The 22654-nt window shown below is 31.7% G+C and carries 16 protein-coding genes; 15 read left to right on the forward strand and 1 reads right to left on the reverse strand.

All coding sequences use genetic code 11. The features are described from left to right. Positions 1–16 precede the first annotated feature (16 nt). From efp to ACM55I_RS04265, 11 genes are all read left to right on the forward strand, one after another. Positions 17–583, forward strand: coding sequence for an elongation factor P (gene efp / locus ACM55I_RS04215; RefSeq protein WP_416844515.1), 567 nt, complete (start codon positions 17–19; stop codon positions 581–583). A 90-nt stretch (positions 584–673) separates the two neighbouring features. Then, complete coding sequence (locus ACM55I_RS04220; protein WP_416845520.1) at positions 674–1603, forward strand: UDP-3-O-(3-hydroxymyristoyl)glucosamine N-acyltransferase; 930 nt, start codon at positions 674–676, stop codon at positions 1601–1603. A 2-nt stretch (positions 1604–1605) separates the two neighbouring features. Continuing rightward, positions 1606–1968: a nuclear transport factor 2 family protein gene (locus tag ACM55I_RS04225; RefSeq protein ID WP_416845521.1), complete on the forward strand. Its 363-nt coding sequence runs from the start codon at positions 1606–1608 to the stop codon at positions 1966–1968. Positions 1969–2054: 86 nt separating this feature from the next. Then, entirely contained in the window at positions 2055–2927 is an 873-nt protein-coding gene (gene sucD / locus ACM55I_RS04230) for a succinate--CoA ligase subunit alpha (protein WP_035672307.1), read from the forward strand. Between the two features lie 216 nt (positions 2928–3143). Next, positions 3144–3566, forward strand: a complete 423-nt coding sequence (locus ACM55I_RS04235) for a hypothetical protein (protein WP_314896715.1) — start codon at positions 3144–3146, stop codon at positions 3564–3566. Between the two features lie 138 nt (positions 3567–3704). Then, the gene (locus tag ACM55I_RS04240) at positions 3705–6404 is read left to right on the forward strand and encodes a T9SS type A sorting domain-containing protein (protein WP_416845522.1); all 2700 of its coding nucleotides are present in this window, start codon (positions 3705–3707) and stop codon (positions 6402–6404) included. Between the two features lie 261 nt (positions 6405–6665). Beyond that, positions 6666–7412: a 3-oxoacyl-[acyl-carrier-protein] reductase gene (gene fabG, locus ACM55I_RS04245; RefSeq protein ID WP_416845523.1), complete on the forward strand. Its 747-nt coding sequence runs from the start codon at positions 6666–6668 to the stop codon at positions 7410–7412. An 87-nt stretch (positions 7413–7499) separates the two neighbouring features. After that, positions 7500–9527: a hypothetical protein gene (locus tag ACM55I_RS04250; protein WP_416845524.1), complete on the forward strand. Its 2028-nt coding sequence runs from the start codon at positions 7500–7502 to the stop codon at positions 9525–9527. Positions 9528–9558: 31 nt separating this feature from the next. Then, positions 9559–10455, forward strand: coding sequence for a LysR family transcriptional regulator (locus ACM55I_RS04255; protein WP_416845525.1), 897 nt, complete (start codon positions 9559–9561; stop codon positions 10453–10455). A 75-nt stretch (positions 10456–10530) separates the two neighbouring features. Next, positions 10531–11508: a YeiH family protein gene (locus ACM55I_RS04260; protein ID WP_416845526.1), complete on the forward strand. Its 978-nt coding sequence runs from the start codon at positions 10531–10533 to the stop codon at positions 11506–11508. A 183-nt stretch (positions 11509–11691) separates the two neighbouring features. Beyond that, the gene (locus tag ACM55I_RS04265; RefSeq protein ID WP_416845527.1) at positions 11692–12690 is read left to right on the forward strand and encodes a zinc dependent phospholipase C family protein; all 999 of its coding nucleotides are present in this window, start codon (positions 11692–11694) and stop codon (positions 12688–12690) included. Positions 12691–12752: 62 nt separating this feature from the next. Here ACM55I_RS04265 and ACM55I_RS04270 read toward each other — a convergent pair whose 3' ends face one another. Next, on the reverse strand, positions 12753–14852 hold the full coding sequence (locus ACM55I_RS04270) for an LTA synthase family protein (protein WP_416845528.1): 2100 nt from the start codon (positions 14850–14852) through the stop codon (positions 12753–12755). Between the two features lie 200 nt (positions 14853–15052). Here ACM55I_RS04270 and ACM55I_RS04275 point away from each other — a divergent pair, with 200 nt between their 5' ends. The 4 genes from ACM55I_RS04275 to ACM55I_RS04290 all read left to right on the forward strand — a co-directional run bounded on the left by ACM55I_RS04275 (position 15053) and on the right by ACM55I_RS04290 (position 22647). Next, entirely contained in the window at positions 15053–15715 is a 663-nt protein-coding gene (locus ACM55I_RS04275; protein WP_416845529.1) for a response regulator transcription factor, read from the forward strand. A 5-nt stretch (positions 15716–15720) separates the two neighbouring features. Continuing rightward, complete coding sequence (locus ACM55I_RS04280; RefSeq protein ID WP_416845530.1) at positions 15721–17100, forward strand: sensor histidine kinase; 1380 nt, start codon at positions 15721–15723, stop codon at positions 17098–17100. Between the two features lie 75 nt (positions 17101–17175). Next, positions 17176–21519 carry a CusA/CzcA family heavy metal efflux RND transporter gene (locus ACM55I_RS04285; protein WP_416845531.1) on the forward strand — a complete coding sequence of 1448 codons (4344 nt, stop codon included), beginning with the start codon at positions 17176–17178 and terminating at the stop codon, positions 21517–21519. A 9-nt stretch (positions 21520–21528) separates the two neighbouring features. Continuing rightward, on the forward strand, positions 21529–22647 hold the full coding sequence (locus ACM55I_RS04290) for an efflux RND transporter periplasmic adaptor subunit (protein WP_416845532.1): 1119 nt from the start codon (positions 21529–21531) through the stop codon (positions 22645–22647). Positions 22648–22654 lie beyond the last annotated feature (7 nt).

Consider the following 22654-nt stretch of genomic DNA (forward strand, 5'->3'; position numbering starts at 1 on the left):
ACAAATAAACATAAAAATGGCATCTACATCAGATATTAAAAACGGATTGTGTATAAAATACAACAATGATATATACAAAATCATAGAATTTCTTCACGTTAAACCAGGCAAAGGTCCGGCTTTCGTTAGAACTAAACTTAGAAGTTTGACGAATGGAAAAGTATTGGACAATACTTTTTCTGCAGGACATAAAATAGAAGAAGTTAGAGTAGAAAACCATAAATTTCAATATTTATATCCTGAAGGTGATGATTTTCATTTTATGAACACGGAAACTTTCGAACAAATTACTTTAAATAAAAACATTTTAGATTCACCAGATTTATTGAAAGAAGGAGAAAATGTAATGGTAAGTATCAATACAGAAACTGATTTACCACTTTCAGTAGATATGCCAGCTTCAGTAATACTTGAGGTGACTTATGCTGAACCAGGAATTAAAGGAAATACTGCCACAAATGCAACAAAATCAGCGACTGTTGAAACAGGTGCAACTGTAAATGTTCCTTTGTTTATAAATGAAGGTGACAAAATTAAAATTGATACTACATCGGGTTCTTACATGGAACGCGTTAAGGAATAGTTTAGAGTATTCGGTTTTCAGTCGCAGTAGAGATTTTGTGTCATTGCGATTGAAAATTAAGACTTAAAACTAGAACTAAAAACTAAATAAATGAAATTCCAAAAAATTTATTCTTTAGAAGAAATTGCGACTATTATCAACTGTGAATATGTTGGTGATAAAAATTTTCCAGTAACTGGAATGAATGAAATTCATGTTGTCGAATCTGGAGATATAGTTTTTGTGGATCACCCCAAGTATTATGATAAAGCATTAAATTCAGCAGCTACTATAGTTTTAATAAATAAAAATGTAACATGTCCAGAAGGAAAAGCATTGTTGATTTCGGATGATCCATTTAGAGATTTCAATAAATTAACGAATTATTTCAAGCCTTTTCAATTTTCCAATGTTTCAATAGCCACTTCAGCTTCAATAGGTTCAGGAACTGTAATTCAGCCTAATAGTTTTATTGGAAATCATGTTGTTATTGGAGAAAATTGTTTAATACATTCCAATGTATCAATTTATGATTATACCGTAATTGGAAATAATGTAATCATTCATGCAGGAACGGTTTTGGGTGCGGATGCTTTTTATTATAAAAAACGCCCCGAAGGATACGATCAATTACTTTCCGGCGGAAGAGTAGTAATCAAAGACAATGTCGGGATAGGAGCACTTTGTACTATTGACAAAGGTGTTACTGGTGATACAACCATTGGCGAAGGTACAAAAATTGACAATCAGGTACATGTAGGTCATGATACTGTGATTGGAAAAAAATGTTTGATTGCATCACAAACGGGAATTGCAGGTTGCGTAATTATTGAAGATGAAGTTACAATTTGGGGACAAGTAGGAACCACTAGCGGAATTACAATAGGAGCGAAGGCTGTCATACTTGGTCAAACAGGCGTTACAAAATCAGTAGAAGGCGGTAAATCTTATTTTGGGACACCAATTGAAGAATCAAGAGAGAAATTAAAGCAGCTGGCTAATATTAAAAAGATACCAGAAATTTTAAATAAACTAAAATAATTATGTCTGCTAAAGAAATCGTTCAGAAATTTTATAAATCGGATGCACTAATTGACAGCGAAGTCATGAAAGATTTTTTGCATCCCGAAGTAATTGTTGAATGGAATAGCAGTAAAGGATTTGTTCAATTGAATTATGAATCGTTACTCCATTTAGCGAATGATTTAAGTAAAGCTTATGTTCGCTCTAAAGTTAGAATAAGCCATATTATTGCAGAAAAAGATTTAATTTCGGTACGGTATTCTCATTTTGTAAAAACAATTGAAAACCCACGAGAAGAAATGTTATTGGCACATTTTATTACTATTTGGCAAATAAAAGATAATAAATTGTTCAGAGGCTACCAAATGAGTCAATTATCATAATACATTTTGACAAAAAAAGGCTTCAAAATAATTTACAAAACCTTACTTTTGTATCACAAATTTAAAAACTACATAAAATATATATCATGAGTGTTTTAGTTAATAAAGATTCCAAAATAATTGTCCAAGGATTTACAGGAAGCGAAGGAACTTTCCATGCTTCTCAAATGATTGAGTACGGTACTAACGTTGTTGGTGGTGTAACTCCGGGAAAAGGTGGGACCACTCACTTAGACAGACCTGTTTTTAATACTGTAAAAGATGCTGTAGAACAAGCAGGAGCTGATACTACTATCATTTTTGTACCGCCAGCTTTTGCTGCTGATGCAATTATGGAAGCTGCTGATGCAGGAATAAAAGTAATTATTGCAATTACGGAAGGAATTCCTGTGGCTGACATGATAAAAGCAAATAGTTATGTTAAAGAAAGAAATGCTAGATTAATAGGACCTAACTGTCCAGGAATAATAACTCCAGGAGAAGCTAAAGTTGGTATTATGCCAGGTTTTGTTTTCAAAAAAGGAACTGTTGGAATTGTTTCTAAATCAGGAACATTAACGTACGAAGCAGCTGACCAAGTAGTAAAACAAGGATTAGGAATTACTACTGCAATTGGTATTGGTGGAGATCCAATTATTGGAACTACGACAAAAGAAGCGGTTGAATTATTGATGAATGACCCAGAAACAGAATGTATCGTAATGATAGGTGAAATTGGTGGACAATTAGAAGCTGACGCTGCTCATTGGATTAAAGCTGATGGAAACCGTAAACCAGTTGTAGGATTCATTGCAGGAGTTACGGCTCCTCCAGGACGTACAATGGGACATGCAGGTGCTATTGTTGGTGGATCTGATGATACTGCCGAAGCTAAAAAACAAATTATGAGAGAATGTGGTATTCACGTTGTGGATTCACCAGCTGAAATTGGTAAAAAAGTAAAAGAAGTTTTAGGTTAATCTAACCGAGAATTAAATATTTTAAAAGCCTCACAATTTGTGGGGCTTTTTTAGTATAAACTGAATTAAAGAAATACCTTTGCACTTTATTAAATTGATCTGTTTTTTCAGATGTAATACTAATAAGAGCAAACATAAACGAATGGTTTCTAATGGGCCTCACGATTTTGTGGGGTATTTTTTTGCCGAAGCCAATTCACATAAAAATAAAATAATATGTACAAAGAGTTAAAAAAATTCAAAGTTAGCAATCAGTTTTCATTTACTATAGACGATAGTTTAGAAGAAGTATGCAATGCTTCAGAAGGATCTGGAGTATTTTTAGTGTATTCAGTAGGGGATGAAAAAGAGTTAATTATGGTTGGTTCTACCGGAACTGTTCAGAACAACGGAACTTTGAAAATTAAAAATGGTGGTTTAAAAGATAAAATTGTAGAAGGACATCAGTTTGCAAAAACAGGAAGAAAATATTCTTGGCCAGCACAAATGAAAATCGAAGATATCAGTACTTTGGAAGTAGTATGGTATGAGACTTTCAACGATAAGACTAAAGCAATACCAACATTCGTAGAAGGACAAGTTTTACAAAATTTCCTTGACGAAAATGGAAGATTACCAAAATGGAATGTTGCTTTTTAAATAGCTAAATTTTAATATAACAATAAAGGTTCTCAGTTCTAAAACATTGGAATTGAGAACCTTTATTGTTATATTAAAATCTATTTAGTAAGAAAAATCTATTTATTTTTTTTATATTTACATTAAAAATAAATATAAATGAAAAAATTCTACTTTCTATTTTTAACTTTTAGCTTATTTTCAATTGCGAGTGCACAGATTATTACTATTCCTGATGTAAATTTTAAGGCAAAATTATTAAACGCCAGTACTTTTAATTCCATTGCTACAGATAGTAATAGTAATCCAATGATTATTGATGCCAATAGTGATGGAGAAATTCAAATAAACGAAGCCTTAAACGTCTCCAATTTATACCTTAATAATTTCGAAATTTCAAATTTAACAGGTATTGAATTCTTTACAAATCTTATTATTTTACAGTGTACTGATAATAAATTAACTAGTTTAGATGTTAGTAAACTTACTAAACTAGACAGTTTGTTTTGTTCTACTAATCTCATAACAAATCTAAATATTTCAGGATTAAGTAGTTTAACTTCTTTGGGGTGCGATGAAAATCAATTAACCAGTTTAAATCTTACGGGAGTAAACAATCTTTATGTATTGCAATGTAATGACAATCTATTAACTGGACTGGATTTAACCGGTATAAGTAATTTAGATATTTTAGACTGCCAAAATAATAAAATTTCCACATTGGATTTATCAAATCAGAATAGTAGTCTTAGGTCTCTAGATTGTTACAAAAATAATTTAGTCAATTTGAATGTTGCTAATCTAGGTCAGTTGTCCTATTTAGAATGTTCTGATAATCAATTGGCTTTATTAGATTTGACCGGTTTAGACAATCTTACAAATTTATTTTGTAACGGAAACCAATTAACAAGTTTAAACGTATCAGGATTAAGTAATCTTCATGCTTTAAATTGCAATTCAAATAAAATTTCTTCTTTGGATTTAACTGGACCAATCAATCTAACGGACTTAGAATGTGGAGGAAATCAATTAACTAGCATAGATGTAACAGGATTGCCTGAGCTTAAATATTTAGGATTTTGGAAAAATCAAATAACTACTATTGATTTATCTAATTCAACTAATTTAGAAGAATTATACGCAGGTTATAATGCATTAACACCTTTAGACTATTCGAAAACACCAAATCTCCAAAAATTATGGATTGGATATACACCTATTAGTTCACTTGATTTAAGTATTTTAAAAAATCTTAATGGAATAAATGTTTCCAATTGCCCTAATTTAGAATTCATTAGTTTAAAAAACGGAATAATTGAAGATCTGACTTTTTTAGAAACTGATTTACCAAATATTCAGTTAGACGGCAGAAATTTTTATAACTGTCCAAAACTACAATATATTTGTGGAGATGAAACCGAATTAGAAGCTATTTCACAAAAAATTTCAGGTTATAATTATACTAATTGTGCAGTGGGTAGTTATTGTTCCTATAATTCAGGAGGTGTAAATTATACTATTCAAGGAAAGAATAGATTAGATAGTAATAATAATGGTTGTGACGCATCAGATATTACTGCTGCAAATATTAAATTTACTATTACTGATGGAACTACAACAGGAACTGTAATATCCGATTCATCGGGAAATTATGCTTTAAAAGTTCAAGAAGGTACTTATACTATTACTCCAATATTAGAGAATTTTGACTATTTTACAATTTCACCAACATCAGTAAATGTTAGTTTTCCATTAGAAACGAGTCCATTTATTCAGGACTTTTGTATCACTCCAATTGCTACTCATAAAGATTTAGAAATCACTTTAATTCCATTAGAAGCTGCGAGACCCGGATTTGATGCTACCTATAAAATCATTTATAAAAACAAGGGGAATATTACACAATCTGGCTCTGTAAATCAAACTTTTAATGATGCAGTTTTAGATTTAGTTTCAGCAACTCCAGTTCCTTTTAGCCAAACAATGAATAACTTATCTTGGAATTTTACAAATTTGGCACCGTTTGAAACCAGAGAAATTTCTATTAAGTTAAACGTAAATACTCCCGCAGAAATACCGCCGGTAAATAATGGAGATATTTTAGGATATACCACAACAATCAATTCATTAGAAACTGACGAAACGCCAATTGATAATACTTTTGATTTTAAACAAACAGTTGTTGGTTCTTTTGATCCAAATAATAAAACCTGCTTGGAAGGCGATGTCATTACTCCAAATCTGATAGGTGAATATGTGCATTATTTGATCCGTTTTGAAAATACAGGAACCTATCCAGCCCAAAATATTGTGGTGAAAGATTTGATTGATTTGACAAAATTTGATATTTCAACTTTAGTTCCAACCAAAGCCAGTCATGACTTCACTACCAAAATATCCGATGGTAACAAAGTGGAATTTATCTTTGAAAACATCAATCTTCCTTTTGATAATACAACAAATGACGGTTATATTGCTTTTAAAATCAAAACGCAGCCAACTCTTCTTATAGGCGATTCTTTTGCGAATGAAGCGAATATTTATTTTGATTATAATTTCCCGATTCTGACTAATAAAGCAACATCTACTTTCAAAACATTAGGAATTTCAGATTTTGAGTTTGCTGATTATTTTAATGTGTATCCAAATCCTGTAAAAGACATTTTGAATATTGATGTTAAAAATACGATTGAAGTGCAATCAATGGCTGTTTATGATATTTTAGGACATTTAGTAATTGCAGTTCCGAATGCACGAAACATTTCAAAAATTGATGTTTCTAAACTAACAACTGGAAATTATTTCTTGAAAATGAATACGGATAAAGGGACTTCAAGTACGAAGATTATTAAAAATTAAGTTTCAAATGTTACGTTATCTAATAGAATAATTAATTAATAAGCCTTATTTTAATTTTTAAATAATTAATACAGAAAACTATAGCTGTTTAAATGTTATTGGGTTTGTAATTTTTTTTCAAACCACAATTATTGCTATATTTGACGGGTGTAAAATAGCCCTGATAGCAGTGGAAATCCTTTTATGTTTTTCTTTAAAACATAAAAGATTGAAACGAATAGCAGGAATAGCTACAAATAAAAATTAAACTAATTTTAGAACATGAAATTACTAGAAGGAAAAGTTGCCATAATTACAGGTGCAAGCCGCGGAATTGGAAAAGGAATTGCAGAAGTTTTTGCGAAACATGGTGCAAATGTTGCATTTACTTATAGTTCATCAGTAGAATCAGCTTTGGCTCTTGAAAATGAATTGAACGCTTTAGGAATTAAAGCTAAAGGATATCAATCAAATGCTGCTAATTTTAATGAAGCTCAAATATTTGTAGATGCGGTTTTAGCTGAATTTGGAACTGTTGATATTCTAATAAACAACGCCGGAATTACTAAAGACAACCTTTTGATGCGCATGTCTGAAGGTGATTTTGATCAAGTAATTGATGTGAATTTGAAATCGGTTTTTAATATGACCAAAGCGATTCAAAGAACGTTCTTAAAACAACGTTCCGGATCAATAATCAATATGAGTTCTGTAGTAGGCGTGAAGGGAAATGCGGGTCAAACCAATTATGCCGCTTCTAAAGCAGGAGTTATTGGTTTTTCAAAATCAGTGGCACTGGAATTAGGATCTCGTAATATTCGTTGCAATGTAATTGCCCCAGGATTTATTGAAACCGAAATGACGGCCAAATTGAACGAAGATGTCGTAAAAGGATGGAGAGACGGAATTCCGTTGAAACGTGGCGGAACTACTGAAGATGTTGCTAATGCGTGTCTTTTCTTTGCCTCAGATATGAGCGCTTATGTAACCGGGCAGGTTATGAATGTTTGCGGAGGAATGCTCACCTAAAATAATTATAAATTATAAATGATGAATTTAAAATTTCAAATGAGGAAGAATTTAAAATTTAAAATTCATCATTTAAAATAAAAAAGAATGACAACAACTACCCTTTTATTAATACTACTTTCGTTAGTAATAGCTGGTAGTCTATCTTTTTTTCAATATTTATACAAAGCCAAAAACAAATCTACAGTTAGTTTGTTTTTGGCTTTTTTGCGTTTTATGTCCATTTTTGGACTATTATTACTGTTGATTAATCCAATACTAACTAAAAATACTTTAGAGACAGTAAAAACACCATTGCCAATTGTTGTTGATAATTCCAGTTCCATCTCGTTCTTGAAAGGGAATGAAAAAGCATTAGAATTGTATCAAAAATTGATTTCGAATGCAGCATTGCAAGATAAATTTGATATTCAATCGTATCAATTTGACAGTGAATTTCAAGCATCGGAAAAATTTGATTTTAAAGGAACACAAACTAATCTGGATGCCGTAGCCAAAAACCTGAAAAGCATTAACAAAAATGTTATTTTTCCAACCGTAATCATAACTGACGGAAACCAAACTTCGGGTAACGATTATGTTTATGCTTTTGCTGCCGCCAATAAAGTATTTCCATTAATTGTAGGCGATACAACCACTTTTTTGGATTTTAAAATTGATCAATTGAATGTCAATAAATATGCTTTTTATAAAAATAAGTTTCCAGTAGAAGCTTTTTTGCACTATTCAGGAACCAAAAATGTAACCGCGGATTTTATCATTTCACAAGGAAATTCGGTTTTTAGTAAACAATCAGTTTCCTTTTCTCCATCGAAAAAAACAGCAGTTATAAATGTACTTTTACCCGCTAATAAAGTAGGATTGCAAGTTTTTAAAGCTACGATTTCATCTAAAGAAAAAGAAAAAAACACCTATAATAATACCAAGAATTTTGCGGTAGAAGTGATTGACCAGAAAACGAATATCGCCATTATTTCTGCTATAAACCATCCCGATATTGGTGCTTTAAAACATGCAATTGAAACTAATGCACAACGTAAAGTAACTTTAATTAAGCCTAATGATATCAAATCATTACAAGATTATAAAATTTTAATTTTGTACCAACCTACACCTGAATTTAAATCTATTTTTGACACTGCTAAATTGGCTGGTATCAACACGTTCATTATTACCGGAAACAATACGGACTTCAATTTTTTGAATCAACAACAGAATAATTTGTCTTTCAAAATGAGTGGTCAAAAAGAAGATTATTTGGCGGTATTTAATTCTCAATTTAATCTATTTGCAATTGATAATATTGGTTTCGAAAATTTCCCTCCTCTGCAAAATCCTTTTGGAAATATAACTACAAATGGAAACGTTTCGGTATTGCTTTCTTCCAAAATAAGAAACATTGCTACCAATTACCCATTATTGGCTTTTACTGAAAATCAAGGCAAGCGAACGGCTTATTTTTTAGGGGAAAATAGTTGGAAATGGCGTCTACAAAGTCATATTGATAATCAGTCTTTTGATAAGTTTGATGTATTTATAGACAAGATTATCCAGTTTTTGGCTTCTAATAATTCAAAAAAATCACTCGTTGTCGAACACGAAAGTTTCTATAATTCAGGAGATGCAATTGAAATTTCTGCGCAATTTTTCAATAAAAACTATGAGTTTGATGAGAAAGCTCGTTTGACAATTGCTGTAACTAATACTAAAACCAAAGAAACTAAAAATTACGATTTATTAAAAAGCAATAATTCCTATAAAGTTAATCTTGATGGACTTACGGCTGGGAATTATGATTTTTTGGTAAAAGAATTGAATTCAAAAACTACCTATTCCAATCATTTTGAAATACTGGATTTTGATATAGAAAAGCAATTCGTTAACCCTGATGTAGAAAAATTGACACAATTAGCTTCGCAAACACAAGGTAAAGCTTATTTTCCGGATCAAATTGAGGTGTTAATAAAATCGCTTTTGGATAATGAAGAATACAAAGCCGTTCAAAAGAATACTGTGACCAAAACACCTTTGATTGATTGGGTTTGGTTGCTCGTTTTAATTTCGATTTTTCTTTCAACCGAATGGTTTGTTAGAAAATATAACGGATTGTTATAAATTTAAATTGCGTTTAATAAAAATATAAATCATGGATTTTAGATTAAAAGTATTTTTTACTGTCGCCAATAGATTGAGTTTTACCAAAGCCGCAACGGAATTATTCATTACGCAACCTGCCATTTCGAAGCATATTCAAGAGCTGGAAGAAGAGTATAAAATCAAGCTTTTTGAAAGAAACGGTTCGAAAATTTCCCTTACCAATGCCGGTGAAGTATTGCTAAAGCATACTAAAAAAATATTTGAAGTCTATCGAGAAATTGATTTTGACATGAGTACACTAATCAATCAACAAAAAGGATTGCTTCGATTAGGAGCCAGTACGACAATTTCTCAATATATAATTCCGCCTCTTTTGGCTCGCTTTCATCAAAAATTGCAGGACATTAAAATAAATCTACTTAACGGAAATACGGAACAAATTGAAAAAGCATTACTGAATAAAGAGATTGAAATAGGAATTGTAGAAGGACAATCAAAAAATCAATCGATCAAATACACCGAGTTTTTAAAAGACGAATTAGTTCTGGTTTGCAACACTACCAATCCTTTGAAAGACAAAGAACAAGTCACTTTAGAGGATTTAAAAGACCTGCGATTTGTAACTCGAGAACAGGGTTCTGGAACACTTGAAGTTATTGAACATGCGTTCAAACCTTTTGGAATTAATCTCTCGCAATTGAAAATTGAAATGCAGTTAGGAAGTCCGGAAAGTATAAAATCCTATTTGATGAATTCTGATTGTGTTGCTTTTATTTCCATCCATGCTATAGAGAAAGAGCTTAAAAATGACGAATTGGTTATTCTTGATATTGATAATTTTGTGATTGAACGCTTTTTTTATATCATTACTTTACAAGGAAAGGTTGATGCATTATCAGAATTATTTATAAAAAACATCTCCAATCATTATAATTTAAAGTTATAGCAGATTGTTTTTTGCGATTGGTTAATACAGATTAATCTATCCACCTTTGTGTAGTAATAATTCAATTACTTTACAATGGAACCAAATCAAAAAGCAATTCAAAAGCAAGTGCCCCTATTTTTTAAAATAAGTGCAATACAGCAGCAAATTATTTTTGTTGCACTGCTGTTTTTTTGCATGACGGCTGTTGTTTCACCACCAATCGCTTTATTGTTAGGACTTATTGTCGCTAATCTTTCCGGTCATCCTTTTTTATATCTCAACCATAAAGCAACAAACATTCTATTGCAGGTTTCTGTGGTAGGTTTAGGTTTTGGAATGAATGTTAACAGTGCTTTATCGGCAGGTAAGGAAGGTTTTCTATTTACCGTTGCCTCTATATTTAGTACTCTAATTTTAGGAACATTTCTTGGAAAATGGTTGAAAATTGAAAAGAAAACTTCTCATCTTATTTCATGTGGAACTGCAATTTGTGGTGGAAGTGCTATTGCAGCCATTGCACCGGTCATTAAATCAGATGAAAAACAAACTTCCATTGCTTTAGGAGTGATCTTTATTTTGAATTCGGTTGCTTTATTTTTATTTCCTGCCGTGGGACACTGGTTGGATTTATCCCAAAAAGAGTTTGGGTTATGGTGTGCGATTGCCATTCATGATACGAGTTCCGTGGTTGGTGCAGCCAGTAAATTTGGCCCCGAAGCATTGCAAATAGCCACAACTGTAAAATTAGCGCGAGCCTTATGGATTATTCCGGTAGCTTTATTTACGGCTGTTATTTTCAAAAATAAATCCAGCAGTATTAAAATCCCCTATTTTATCGGACTATTTATTTTGGCAATGGCAATGAATACGTATGTTTCACAAACAGCTATTGTAGCTCCATATCTGGTTTCAATTGCCAAAATTGGACTCACGCTAACCTTGTTTTTAATTGGAGCAGGATTGAATAGGAATATTTTGAAATCTGTTGGGGTAAAACCGTTGTTTCAAGGCCTTTTCCTTTGGGTATTTATAGCAATTGGAACACTGTTAACCATCATGTATTTTAATTAGAAAGTACTTTTAAAAAAAGAGGTCAATAAAGGTTGCTAAACGCAAATAGCGAATAAAAGTCCTGTTTTTTCGTTTGTGACGAAACATTTTAATTTAATTTCTTTAAATTAACATAATCTTAAACCAGATTTCATTGAATTATATTTTAAAAAAATACATTTGCAGTTCTAATAAATAAATATAATGAAAAATTTTAAAATTAGACCTACACTTATTGGGTTATCTACAATTGGAATTGCTTTTTTGCTGTTATCATGGGGTGTTGTTGGCCATGAACGAATCAATAGAGCTGCGGTAATGGCGCTTCCAAAACCATTACAAACTTTTTTCTACAATCATATCGATTTCATTACTCAGGAATCGACAGTTCCAGATTTAAGAAAATCTATTTTAAATGATAAAGCCGAAGGACCTCGTCATTATTTTGACATGGAGAATTTTGGAAGCGTTGACAGTTTTCCTAAAACAATGGAAGCTGCAAAGAAAAAATACGATGAGAAATTCTTGTCAAAAAATGGAACTTTACCTTGGTACATTCAAGAAATGATGGGTAAATTAACGAAGGCCTTTAAAGAGAAAAGAAAAAACGAAATTCTATTTATTGCTGCAGAACTGGGACATTACATAGGAGATGCACACATGCCTTTGCATACTTCTGACAATCATGATGGCCAAAATACCAATCAAAAAGGAATTCATTCGTTATGGGAAAGCCGTTTGCCGGAATTGTTTGTTAAGAACTATAAACTAAATGCTGATGAAGGAAAATATATTGAAAATGTGGATCAAGCAACTTGGGATATTATTTTTGACACCCATAGTTTAGTAGCTCCTTTATTAGCGGCTGATAAAAAATTAAGAACTTCAACTCCAGAAAACAAAATGTATGTCGTTGACGAGGCCGGAAATATTGTAAAAAACAAATACAATGGCGTTTTATATTCGGATGAATATGCAACTAAATTTCACCAAGAGTTGAATGGAATGGTTGAAAGTCAAATGAAAAAAGCAATTACCGCTACAGCTAGTTTTTGGTATACGGCTTGGGTAAATGCAGGGAAACCAGATTTAAGTACTTTAGATACTGAAGCACTTACCAAACGCAATAAAAAAAGCTTGAAGCAAGATTCCAAATTATTTAAAAAAGGATCCCTTTTTGGTTTAGTAAATGATAAGGAATGATTTTTTAAATCTAAAATGAAATAAAAAACGGGTAAGATTGTTGTCTTACCCGTTTTTTTATGCTAATTAATTTTCTGATATTTCTTTTTCTTCAACATATCCGAAGCCGTTTGGTAATAGGAAATGGTTTGATTTACTAAATCAGTTCTTTCTTTAATCAATGGATTCTGGTCGTAATAAATTTGGAAATCAGGTGCTGTTTTTTGCTCTTTTTTTAATGTCAATTGAAATTGCTTCACTTGCTGTTTGGGTGAAATAACAGTTAGAACATTATCTTTAATCAATCCTAAATCCTGGTAGGTTGCAATTAACGCTCTCGGTTTATAGTCTGTTTTTAAGACGTCCTCACCATAGAATTTACTTTCGTAATTGAAATTCAATAATCCAAATAACGTAGGCATAATATCGATTTGAGACATCAAATTCGTGTAATGCTTTGGCTGAACATATCCCGGACTATAAATCATCGCCGGTATTCTGTATTTATCAACCGGAAGTTCTGTTTTTCCAGCACTGGAAGCACAATGATCTGCAAGAATTACAAAAACGGTATTCGCAAACCAAGGTTGTTTACTCGCCATTTCGAAGAATTTTTTCATCGCAAAATCGGTATATTTAACGCCACCATCACGAGATTTAGCATCTCCGGGAATATCAATTTTATTGTTTGGATAAGTGAATGGTCTGTGATTACTAACCGTCATAATATGATTAAAGAACGGCTTGTTTTCCTTTGCTTCTCCATTCATTATCTTGATAGCTTTGTTGTACATATCCTCGTCACAAACACCCCATACATTTGCAAAAGTAATTTCTTCAGGAGTAAATGTTTTTTTATCTACAATTCCATAACCGTTTCCAGTATAGAAATCTTCCATATTATCAAAGAAAGCATCACCACCATAAAGGAATTTTACATTGTATCCTTTTTGTTTAAAGATGTTACCGGTCGAAAATTTGTTTTTATTATCTTCTCTTTTTACTACACTTTCGCCAGCAGTGGGAGGGAAACACAAAGTAACCGCTTCAAGACCACGAACAGTTCTATTTCCAACAGCGTAAAGATTCGTAAACAACAAACTTTTTGTAGCTAAACTATCCAAGAAAGGTGTAAGATTTTGATCGTTTCCATACATTTTCATAAAATCAGCACTATAACTTTCGATAGTTATTAACACCACATTTTTATGGCTTTCTGTAGCAGCGCTTTGAATTTTTCTTAAAGAAGTTTCTCCTGAAATTCCAGGAATTTGTTCTTGTAATACTGCATACGCTTCTTTTTGGGGAAGTGTTTTGTAGAATTTAAAATAGTCTAATTCACTGTTTTTAAAAGCTAAAAAGAACTTATAAATGCCATTGGCTTCTAATTCGTTTGCAAAAATATTCGGTGAGTTTTCCTGAGCCGATAAAAAAGGGATTACCAATAAAGAGAGTCCAAACAAAGCAAGATAAATTCCGGAAAGCTGTATTTTTTGTACAAAAGTTGGAATGCTTTCAATGTAATTTTTGGAACGTCTTACGATCAAATACGTTATTAAACCCGCAACAATAAATAACGCGGTAAATATTGGAACAACTGGATACGATTGCATGATATTCCCGATTACTTCATTGGTGTAAACCAAATAATTTACGGCTATGAAATTGTATTTTACGCCAAATTCATTCCAAAAGAAGTATTCACTGATTCCATTTTGCAAAATCAAAACGACGTATAAGAAAATGACAAACGTGAACAACCAGAATCTAATTTGGCTTCGGTATTTTGGCAGAAAAAGTAGCAAACCAAATAGAATAGTTTTTATAGCGATAAAAGCTATTCCAATTGCAGGGAGCGCTCCGCCATATTCATTCAGAATGGTATTGCCAAACGAAACATACAGCAACAAGGCAACTAATAGCCCGAAAAAGAGATAACCGTACGGTTTTAAGTATTTTGAATTGGATATAAAAATAAGATACAGCCATAAAAACCCGCTGACCAACACAAAAATGAAAAAATCAGAGATTAATCCAAATCCAAATATTTTAACAATATCCAGAAAACCAAATGAACTTTGGGTAATCGGGTGGAAGATTAATACTATTCTTAAAACGATGCTTACGCTAATATAAAATAGCATAAGATTGTAAAATGGAGAAAACTTTTTTGAAAGCGTCATTGTTGGTTATTTTTTCACAAAAATACTAATTTGAAACAATAAAAACATAAAGTACTAGGTGTATTCCATTCTTAATTTTGGCTTAAGAAGTTGATCAAATTATAAAATTGACATTTATTTTGAACTAAATTTGTAATTATAATCGCATCTTTAGATAGTTTGCTGTTTAGATTATTTTAAAATAGAATTAAATAAAAAAAATGCACATTTTAATAGTAGAAGATGAAATCGGGATTATTCAATTTCTTCAACAAGGGTTGGAGGAAGAAGGATATCGTATTACAAGTGCTTCAGATGGTTTGAAAGGTTTTGAATTAATTCAAAAAGAGAATTTTGACTTGATTTTATTAGATTGGATGCTTCCCAAAATGACTGGATTAGAATTATGTAAAGCGATTCGATTGAAAAATACAGAAACGCCTATTCTTTTTTTGACTGCCAAAGATACCATTCAGGAAACTATTGAAGGTTTAAAAGCCGGAGCGAATGATTATATCAAAAAACCATTTAGTTTTGATGAACTTTTGGAACGAATTAAAATTCATTTCAGAAATCAAAAAGAAGTAGAAATACTTAGTCTTGGTACAATTGAAATTGATGTTGCTAAACATCTTGTTTCAGTCAATGCCAATGTAGTTAACTTGACGCAACGCGAATTTCAATTGCTGCATTATTTAGTAAAAAACAAAGGAAAAGTTTGTACCAGAACCCAAATTATTGAAGATGTATGGGATATTCATTTTGAATATGATACGGGAGTAATTGATGTTTTTATGAATTCCATTCGCAAAAAGCTAAATTTAAAAATTGAACAGGATTTTATAAAAACCATACGTGGAGTTGGATATATTGCTAATGATTAATACAAATGGGAACACTTTCTTTCAAAAACAGAATCGCTTTTAACTATATCATAACTACAGCTTTATTAATTTTTGTAGTGTTTTTTGGGATATTTTCTATTGTAAAATATAGCGTTTACAGTCATATTAATAATGATATTAAAAGTGAAGTAAGAAAACATTTGACTGAAATTGAAATAATCCAGGATCATATAGGTCTTACCCATGATCACGAATGGCTTGAAAGAGAGCATAACACAATTGCTATAAATCCTGTTTTTGTCCAGTTTTATGATAAGCATGGATTAATTGGAGAAAAATCACCAAATCTAAAAATTAAATCTTTAAAATTTAATAAAAACGCGACTGATAATCAGTTTTTTGACACGAAATTAGTGAACAAGTCAATTCGGCAAATTCAGGTTCCAATTTATCAGAATTCAAATATAAAAGGGTATTTGGTTATTGCAATGTCACTTGAAGATGCTCAAATGGTACTCAAAAACCTATCAAATACACTTTTAATTTCCTATCCAGTAATTCTAATTTTACTTTTCATTATAGCCCGATTTATAGCTGGAAGAAGTATTAAGCCAATCAATTCTATTATTGAAACTTCAAATGTTATTACAAAAGACAATTTGAAATCCAGGATTCCATTACCCCAAAATAAAGATGAACTTTATATCCTTTCGGAAACCATCAATAATTTGTTAGATAGAATTGAAAATACAATCGAAAGAGAAAAACAATTTACATCAGATGCTTCCCATGAATTAAGAACTCCATTGACAATAATTAAAGGAACTCTAGAAGTTTTGATTAGAAAACCTCGAAATCATGAGGAATATGAAGATAAAATTAATTTTTGCGTTAACGAAGTCGATCGTTTGAATAGTATAGTAGATCAACTGTTATTATTAGCTCGATTTGAAAACCAAAGACAAAGTTTAAAAATTGAAAAAGTCTATTTAAATGGAGTAATCTTAGATACAATTTCGCGATATTCGAGTAAAATACAATCTAAAAATATTCATGTTTCATCCGATTTTGAAAAAGAGTATTATATAAAAAGTGATGATTATTTAGTATCAATAATTATTAATAATTTGATTTCAAATGCTTTAAAGTATTCTAAGGGAAATTCTAATTTAAAAATCAATATTTCAGATAATTATGGTAAAGTTGAATGCCAAATTACCGATTTTGGTATAGGAATTCCTTCTGAGGATTTACTCAAGGTTTTTGATCAATTTTATCGTTCAAGATCAAATGAACATATTGAAATTAAAGGAACTGGATTAGGCTTGTCAATTGTAAAAAGACTATGTGCCTTACTAAACATTGAAATCAAAATTTCAAGTCAGGAAAACATTGGAACTACTATATTCTTAAGTTTCCAATAAGCATATCTTAAGTAGTTCTTAAGCTACAAATTCTTTTTTCATTTTACTTTTGCATAATAAAAAAATAAGACTAAAATGCTCGAAAAAATTATTGCTTTCAGCTTAAAAAATAAACTCATAATTTTACTCTTTACAATAGGAGTTTTTTTATTCGGATTATTTTCTGTTTTCCAAATTTCTATAGGTGCCGTTCCTGATGTGACTAACAATCAGGTTCAGGTGATTACAACTTCACATAATCTTTCAACACAAGATATTGAACAATTCATTACCTATCCCGTTGAAATTGAAATGGCTAATTTACCTGGAGTTAAAGAAATTCGTTCCATTTCAAAATTCGGATTATCTGTAGTTACGATAGTTTTTGAAGACGATTTAGGAACCTATCTTCCCAGACAATTAATCGCAGAGAAAATTAAAGCAGCAACTGAAAAGATTCCAGAAGGTTTTGGAACTCCCGAAATGGGCCCAATTACCACAGGGTTAGGCGAAATCTATCAATATACACTAGAAGTAAAACCTGAATTCAAAAATCAATACTCCGTTACTGATTTGAGAACACTTCAGGATTGGGTGGTGAAACGACAACTTTCAGGAATTAAAGGTGTTGTCGAGATTAATACCTGGGGCGGTTATTTGAAACAATATGAAATTGCCATAATTCCTTCCAGTTTAAAAGCAATGAACATTACCACTGGAGATATTTTTACAGCATTAGAAAAAAACAACAGTATAGCGGGTGGTGCTTACATCGAAAAAGTAAATCAAAGCTATTTTATTCGTGCCGAAGGAAAAGTAAAATCAATTCAGGATATTGAAAATATCGTTGTTAAGAACGTAAATGGTTTGCCTGTTTATGTCAAAAATCTAGCGCAAGTTCGTTATGGAAGCGCAAATCGTTTTGGAGCAATCACAGGAAACGGAGAAGGTGAAAAAGTTTTGGGACAAGTCATGATGTTAAAAGGAGGAAACTCGAAACAAGTTATTTCAGATGTAAAAGACAGAGTTGCCGATATTCAAAAGCATTTGCCGCAAGGTGTTTATATTAACGGCTTTTTGGAAAGAAGCGAGTTAGTGGGTAAAACTACATTTACGGTTGCCGAAAACCTTATTTTAGGATGTCTTATTGTGATTTTTGTAGTGGTTTTATTGCTAGGAAACTGGCGCTCGGGCTTAGTTGTGGCTTCTGTAATTCCATTGTGCCTATTATTTGCAATTTCATTAATGAATATTTTTGGGATCGATGCTAATCTGATGAGCTTGGGTGCAATTGATTTTGGAATTATAATAGACGGAGCTGTTATTATTGTTGAATTTATTGCGTTTCAAATCGCTAGCCAATCGGTAAATCTTGGAAATTTACCCAAAGAAGAGCGCCAGTTGGAAATTGACCAAATCACGTATAAAAGCGCTTCCAAAATGATGAATTCGGCTATTTTTGGTCAATTGATTATTTTGATTGTTTTTATTCCAATTCTTTCTTTATCAGGTATCGAAGGAAAAATGTTCAAACCGATGGCAATGACATTCAGTTTTGCTTTGGTAGGAGCTATGATATTCTGTTTTACCTATGTTCCGGTAGTTTCTTCTTTGTTTTTAAAACCAACAGTAGAAAATCCAAATTCCTTTTCTAACCGATTAATCCAAAAATTAAATTCTTTTTATGTTCCTATAATTACTTGGGCTTTGGCCAATACTAAAAAAGTGATTTACGGTGCAATTGGGTTATTATTCATGGCAATCGCTTTATTTGCAACGATGGGCGGGGAATTTATCCCAACGCTTGACGAAGGTGATTTTGTGATTCAACCCGTTCTCAAAACAGGAACTTCCTTGACAAAAACCATTGCAACAACGACAAAAATTGAAAAAATAATTCTGAAAAACTTCCCCGAAGTACAGCAAGTAGTCAGTAGAATTGGTGCTGCCGAAGTCCCAACAGATCCAATGTCAATGGAAGAAAGTGATGTTATTGTGAAGTTAAAACCAAAATCTGAATGGGTTTCGGCTTCCAGTAAAGATGAATTGGCCGACAAAATTAAAAGCGCTATTGAAAAACAAATTCCAAATATGGATATTGAGTTTACACAACCCATAGAAATGCGTTTTAACGAATTAATTTCAGGAACACGCTCAGATGTTGCCGTAAAAATATTTGGCGAAGATTTAGATGTTTTGGCTCAAAAAGCATATGAAATTAAAGTTGCTATTAAAAATGTCGAAGGAGCATCTGATATTATTGTCGAAAAAACGGAAGGATTACCTCAAATGGCTGTGGTCTATGATCGCTCTAAAATTGCACGCTATGGTTTAAATATTGCCGATTTAAACGAAACAATTGCACTTGGTTTTGCGGGGAAGATAGTTGGAAATGTCTTCGAAGGAGAAAAGCGTTTTGATATGGTTATTCGTTTGGACAAAACAAAACGTACTGATATTGAAGACTTGCGAAACCTATATGTTTCAACAGGAAAGGGAGAACAAATTCCGTTGAGCGAATTAGCATCAATTGAATATACGCAAGGTCCTGCTAAAATTTCCAGAGAGAATACAAATCGTAGAATTGTTGTGGGCATCAATGTTCGAAATCGGGATTTACAGAGTGTAGTAGCTGATATTCAAAAAATTGTTGATACTAAAATCAAACTTCCTGCGGGTTATTATGTAAAATATGGTGGCCAATTCGAAAATCTTCAAAGTGCAAAAGCCCGATTAATGATTGCAGTTCCTATTGCCTTATTACTGATTTTTATTCTTTTGTATTTTGCTTTTGGAACCATCAAAGAAGCATTAATGGTTTATACTGCGATACCGCTTTCGGCTGTGGGTGGCATACTGTTCTTATGGATTAGAGATTTACCTTTTAGTATCTCGGCAGGCGTTGGTTTTATCGCGCTTTTTGGAATTGCAGTCCTCAATGGAATTGTACTTATAGAGCATTTTAAAGAATTAAAGCACAACGGAGAAATGAAAGATATGGATGAATTAATTTTAAAAGGAACAACTGATAGACTGCGTCCCGTACTATTAACTGCTTCCGCAGCAGCATTAGGTTTTTTACCAATGGCAATTTCGTCATCAGCAGGAGCAGAGGTTCAAAGACCACTGGCAACAGTAGTTATTGGGGGATTATTTACAGCAACCATTTTGACCATGGTAGTTTTGCCAATTTTATATAAAGTTTTTGACGGAAAAGAATTTAAGAAACCTAAATTCAAACATAATAAATCAACTTATATAATCCTATTTTTATTAGCCTCATCAATGGCTTTTGCCCAAAATGCAAATAATAATGACAAAGAATTACAAGATTTAATTACTAAAGCAATAGAATATAACAAAGGGTTGAAATCAACGGAATTGCAGGTGAGTAAAATGAAAGAGAATATAAAAACGGCTTATACATTTGATAAAACCAATATTTATTACAGTTATGATCAAAATAATTTAGCCTTAAACAATGAACCTTTAAAAGTCTTTGGAGTACAACAGCGTTTTGCTTTTCCAACGGTTTATGGTGCACAAAAAAAGGTTTATTCCGCTGAATATGACAAAGAAAAAGCCAATTTTGATATTCAAAAAAACAAACTCGCTTTTGGCGTATCAAATGTGTATTATCACATTGTTTATTTGCAAAATCAAGAAGTCTTGTACCACTATTTAGATAGTTTGTACCAAAATTTTTCTAAAGCGAGCGACAGACGTTTTGAATTGGGGGAAACAAATTATCTGGAAAAAATTACAGCTGAATCTAAATTTAGAAAAATTAGAACGATGCTTCTGCAAATTGAAAATGATAAAAAAGCACAGTTTGAAATGTTGCAATCTTTGGTACAAACAGATGATAAAATTAAAATAAAAAATAAAACAATAGCACCAATTAATAATTTAACTAATGAAACAAGTAAATCATATTATACAGCTTATTTAGAAAGTATTACTAAAAATTATAAGAATCAAATTAATTTACAAAAACAGCATTGGTTACCTGATATTAACGTAGATTATTTCCAAGGAAAAAATAACGGTTTGTCTCAATCATTGTATGGTTTTCAAGTTGGTTTGGCCGTGCCACTATTGTTTTCCGGGAATGTTTCTAAAGCAAAAGTTGCCCAGTTAGAATTGCAAAGCTGGGAGCAACAAAAACAAAATGAAGAGCTGAAAATTGATAAATACAGTACTCAAAAAAATAATGAATTAGCTAAATACCAGGAAGCCGTTAATTATTACAATCAATACGGCAAAAAATTATCTGATGAAATTATAAAAGTAGCCAATAGCAGCTACAAAAATGGTGAAATTGATTTCTTTCAATACATTCAAAGTTTAGAAAATGCCACAACAATTCAAGTAGACCATCTGGATACTATTTTACAATTCAACAAAACACAATTAGATTTAGAATACCTTAATTTTTAATATTTACAAATGAAAAAATCAATTTATATAATCGCTTTATCCTTTATTTTTTTCTCTTGCAAAGAAACTAAAAAAGAAGAACCAATTCCCAAAGATGACGGTTTGATAACGGCAACAAAAGAACAGTTTCAATCTTCAGAAATGGAAATTTCCAGTCCGGCTGAACAAGATTTTGATGTGACCGTTAAAGCTTCCGGGAAAATTGATGTGCCGCCACAAAACAGAGCAAAGGTCACTACTTTTATAGGTGGTTATGTAAAATCGACAAAACTTTTAGTTGGAGATAAAGTAACAAAAGGGAAAGCGTTATTGACTTTACAAAATACAGAATTTCTTGATATTCAAAAAGATTATTTGGAAGTGGCGGAGCAAATCAAATATTTAAAATCAGAATACGAACGTCAAAAAACATTGTATGACGAGAAAATAACCTCACAAAAAAACTACTTAAAAGCAGAAAGTGAGTACCGACGTGCCAAAGCGATGCATCAGAGTTTAAAGGCCAAATTAGTACTGCTAAACATTAATCCATCTCAAGTTGAAAAAGGGAAGTTGACCTCAATCATAACTATTTTTTCTCCTATTTCAGGTGATATTGTGATTATGAATGCCAATGTGGGAATGCTAATGAGTCCATCAGATGTCATTTTGGAGATTGTTGATACAGACCATTTGCATTTAGAATTAGCCGTTTTTGAAAAAGATATTTTGAAGGTTAAAATAGGACAGAAAATTAAATTTCAAGTACCTGAAGCTTCAAAAGAAGAATTTAATGCCGAAGTACATTTGGTTGGAAAATCAATAGAAGGGAATGATAGAACTATAAATATTCATGGACATTTAGATGATGCTATTAAACAAAAATTACTAACGGGAATGTTTGTTGAAGCAGAAATTATAGTAGATTCTAAAAAAGCTTTAGCACTACCAATCGAAGCAATTATCACTGAAAACAACAAAAATTTCGTACTTTTATTGAAGACTGACAGCAACAATAACTACTCTTTTAAAAAGATAGCTGTTACTACAGGAGAAAAATCTGGAGAATTTGTTGAAATTTTACCTAATAACACAATTAATTCATCTTCAAAAATATTGACAAAAGGAGTTTTTGATTTAGTCAATTAAAATCAAT

Source organism: Flavobacterium algoris (assembly GCF_048158525.1).
GTDB classification, from domain to species: domain Bacteria; phylum Bacteroidota; class Bacteroidia; order Flavobacteriales; family Flavobacteriaceae; genus Flavobacterium; species Flavobacterium algoris.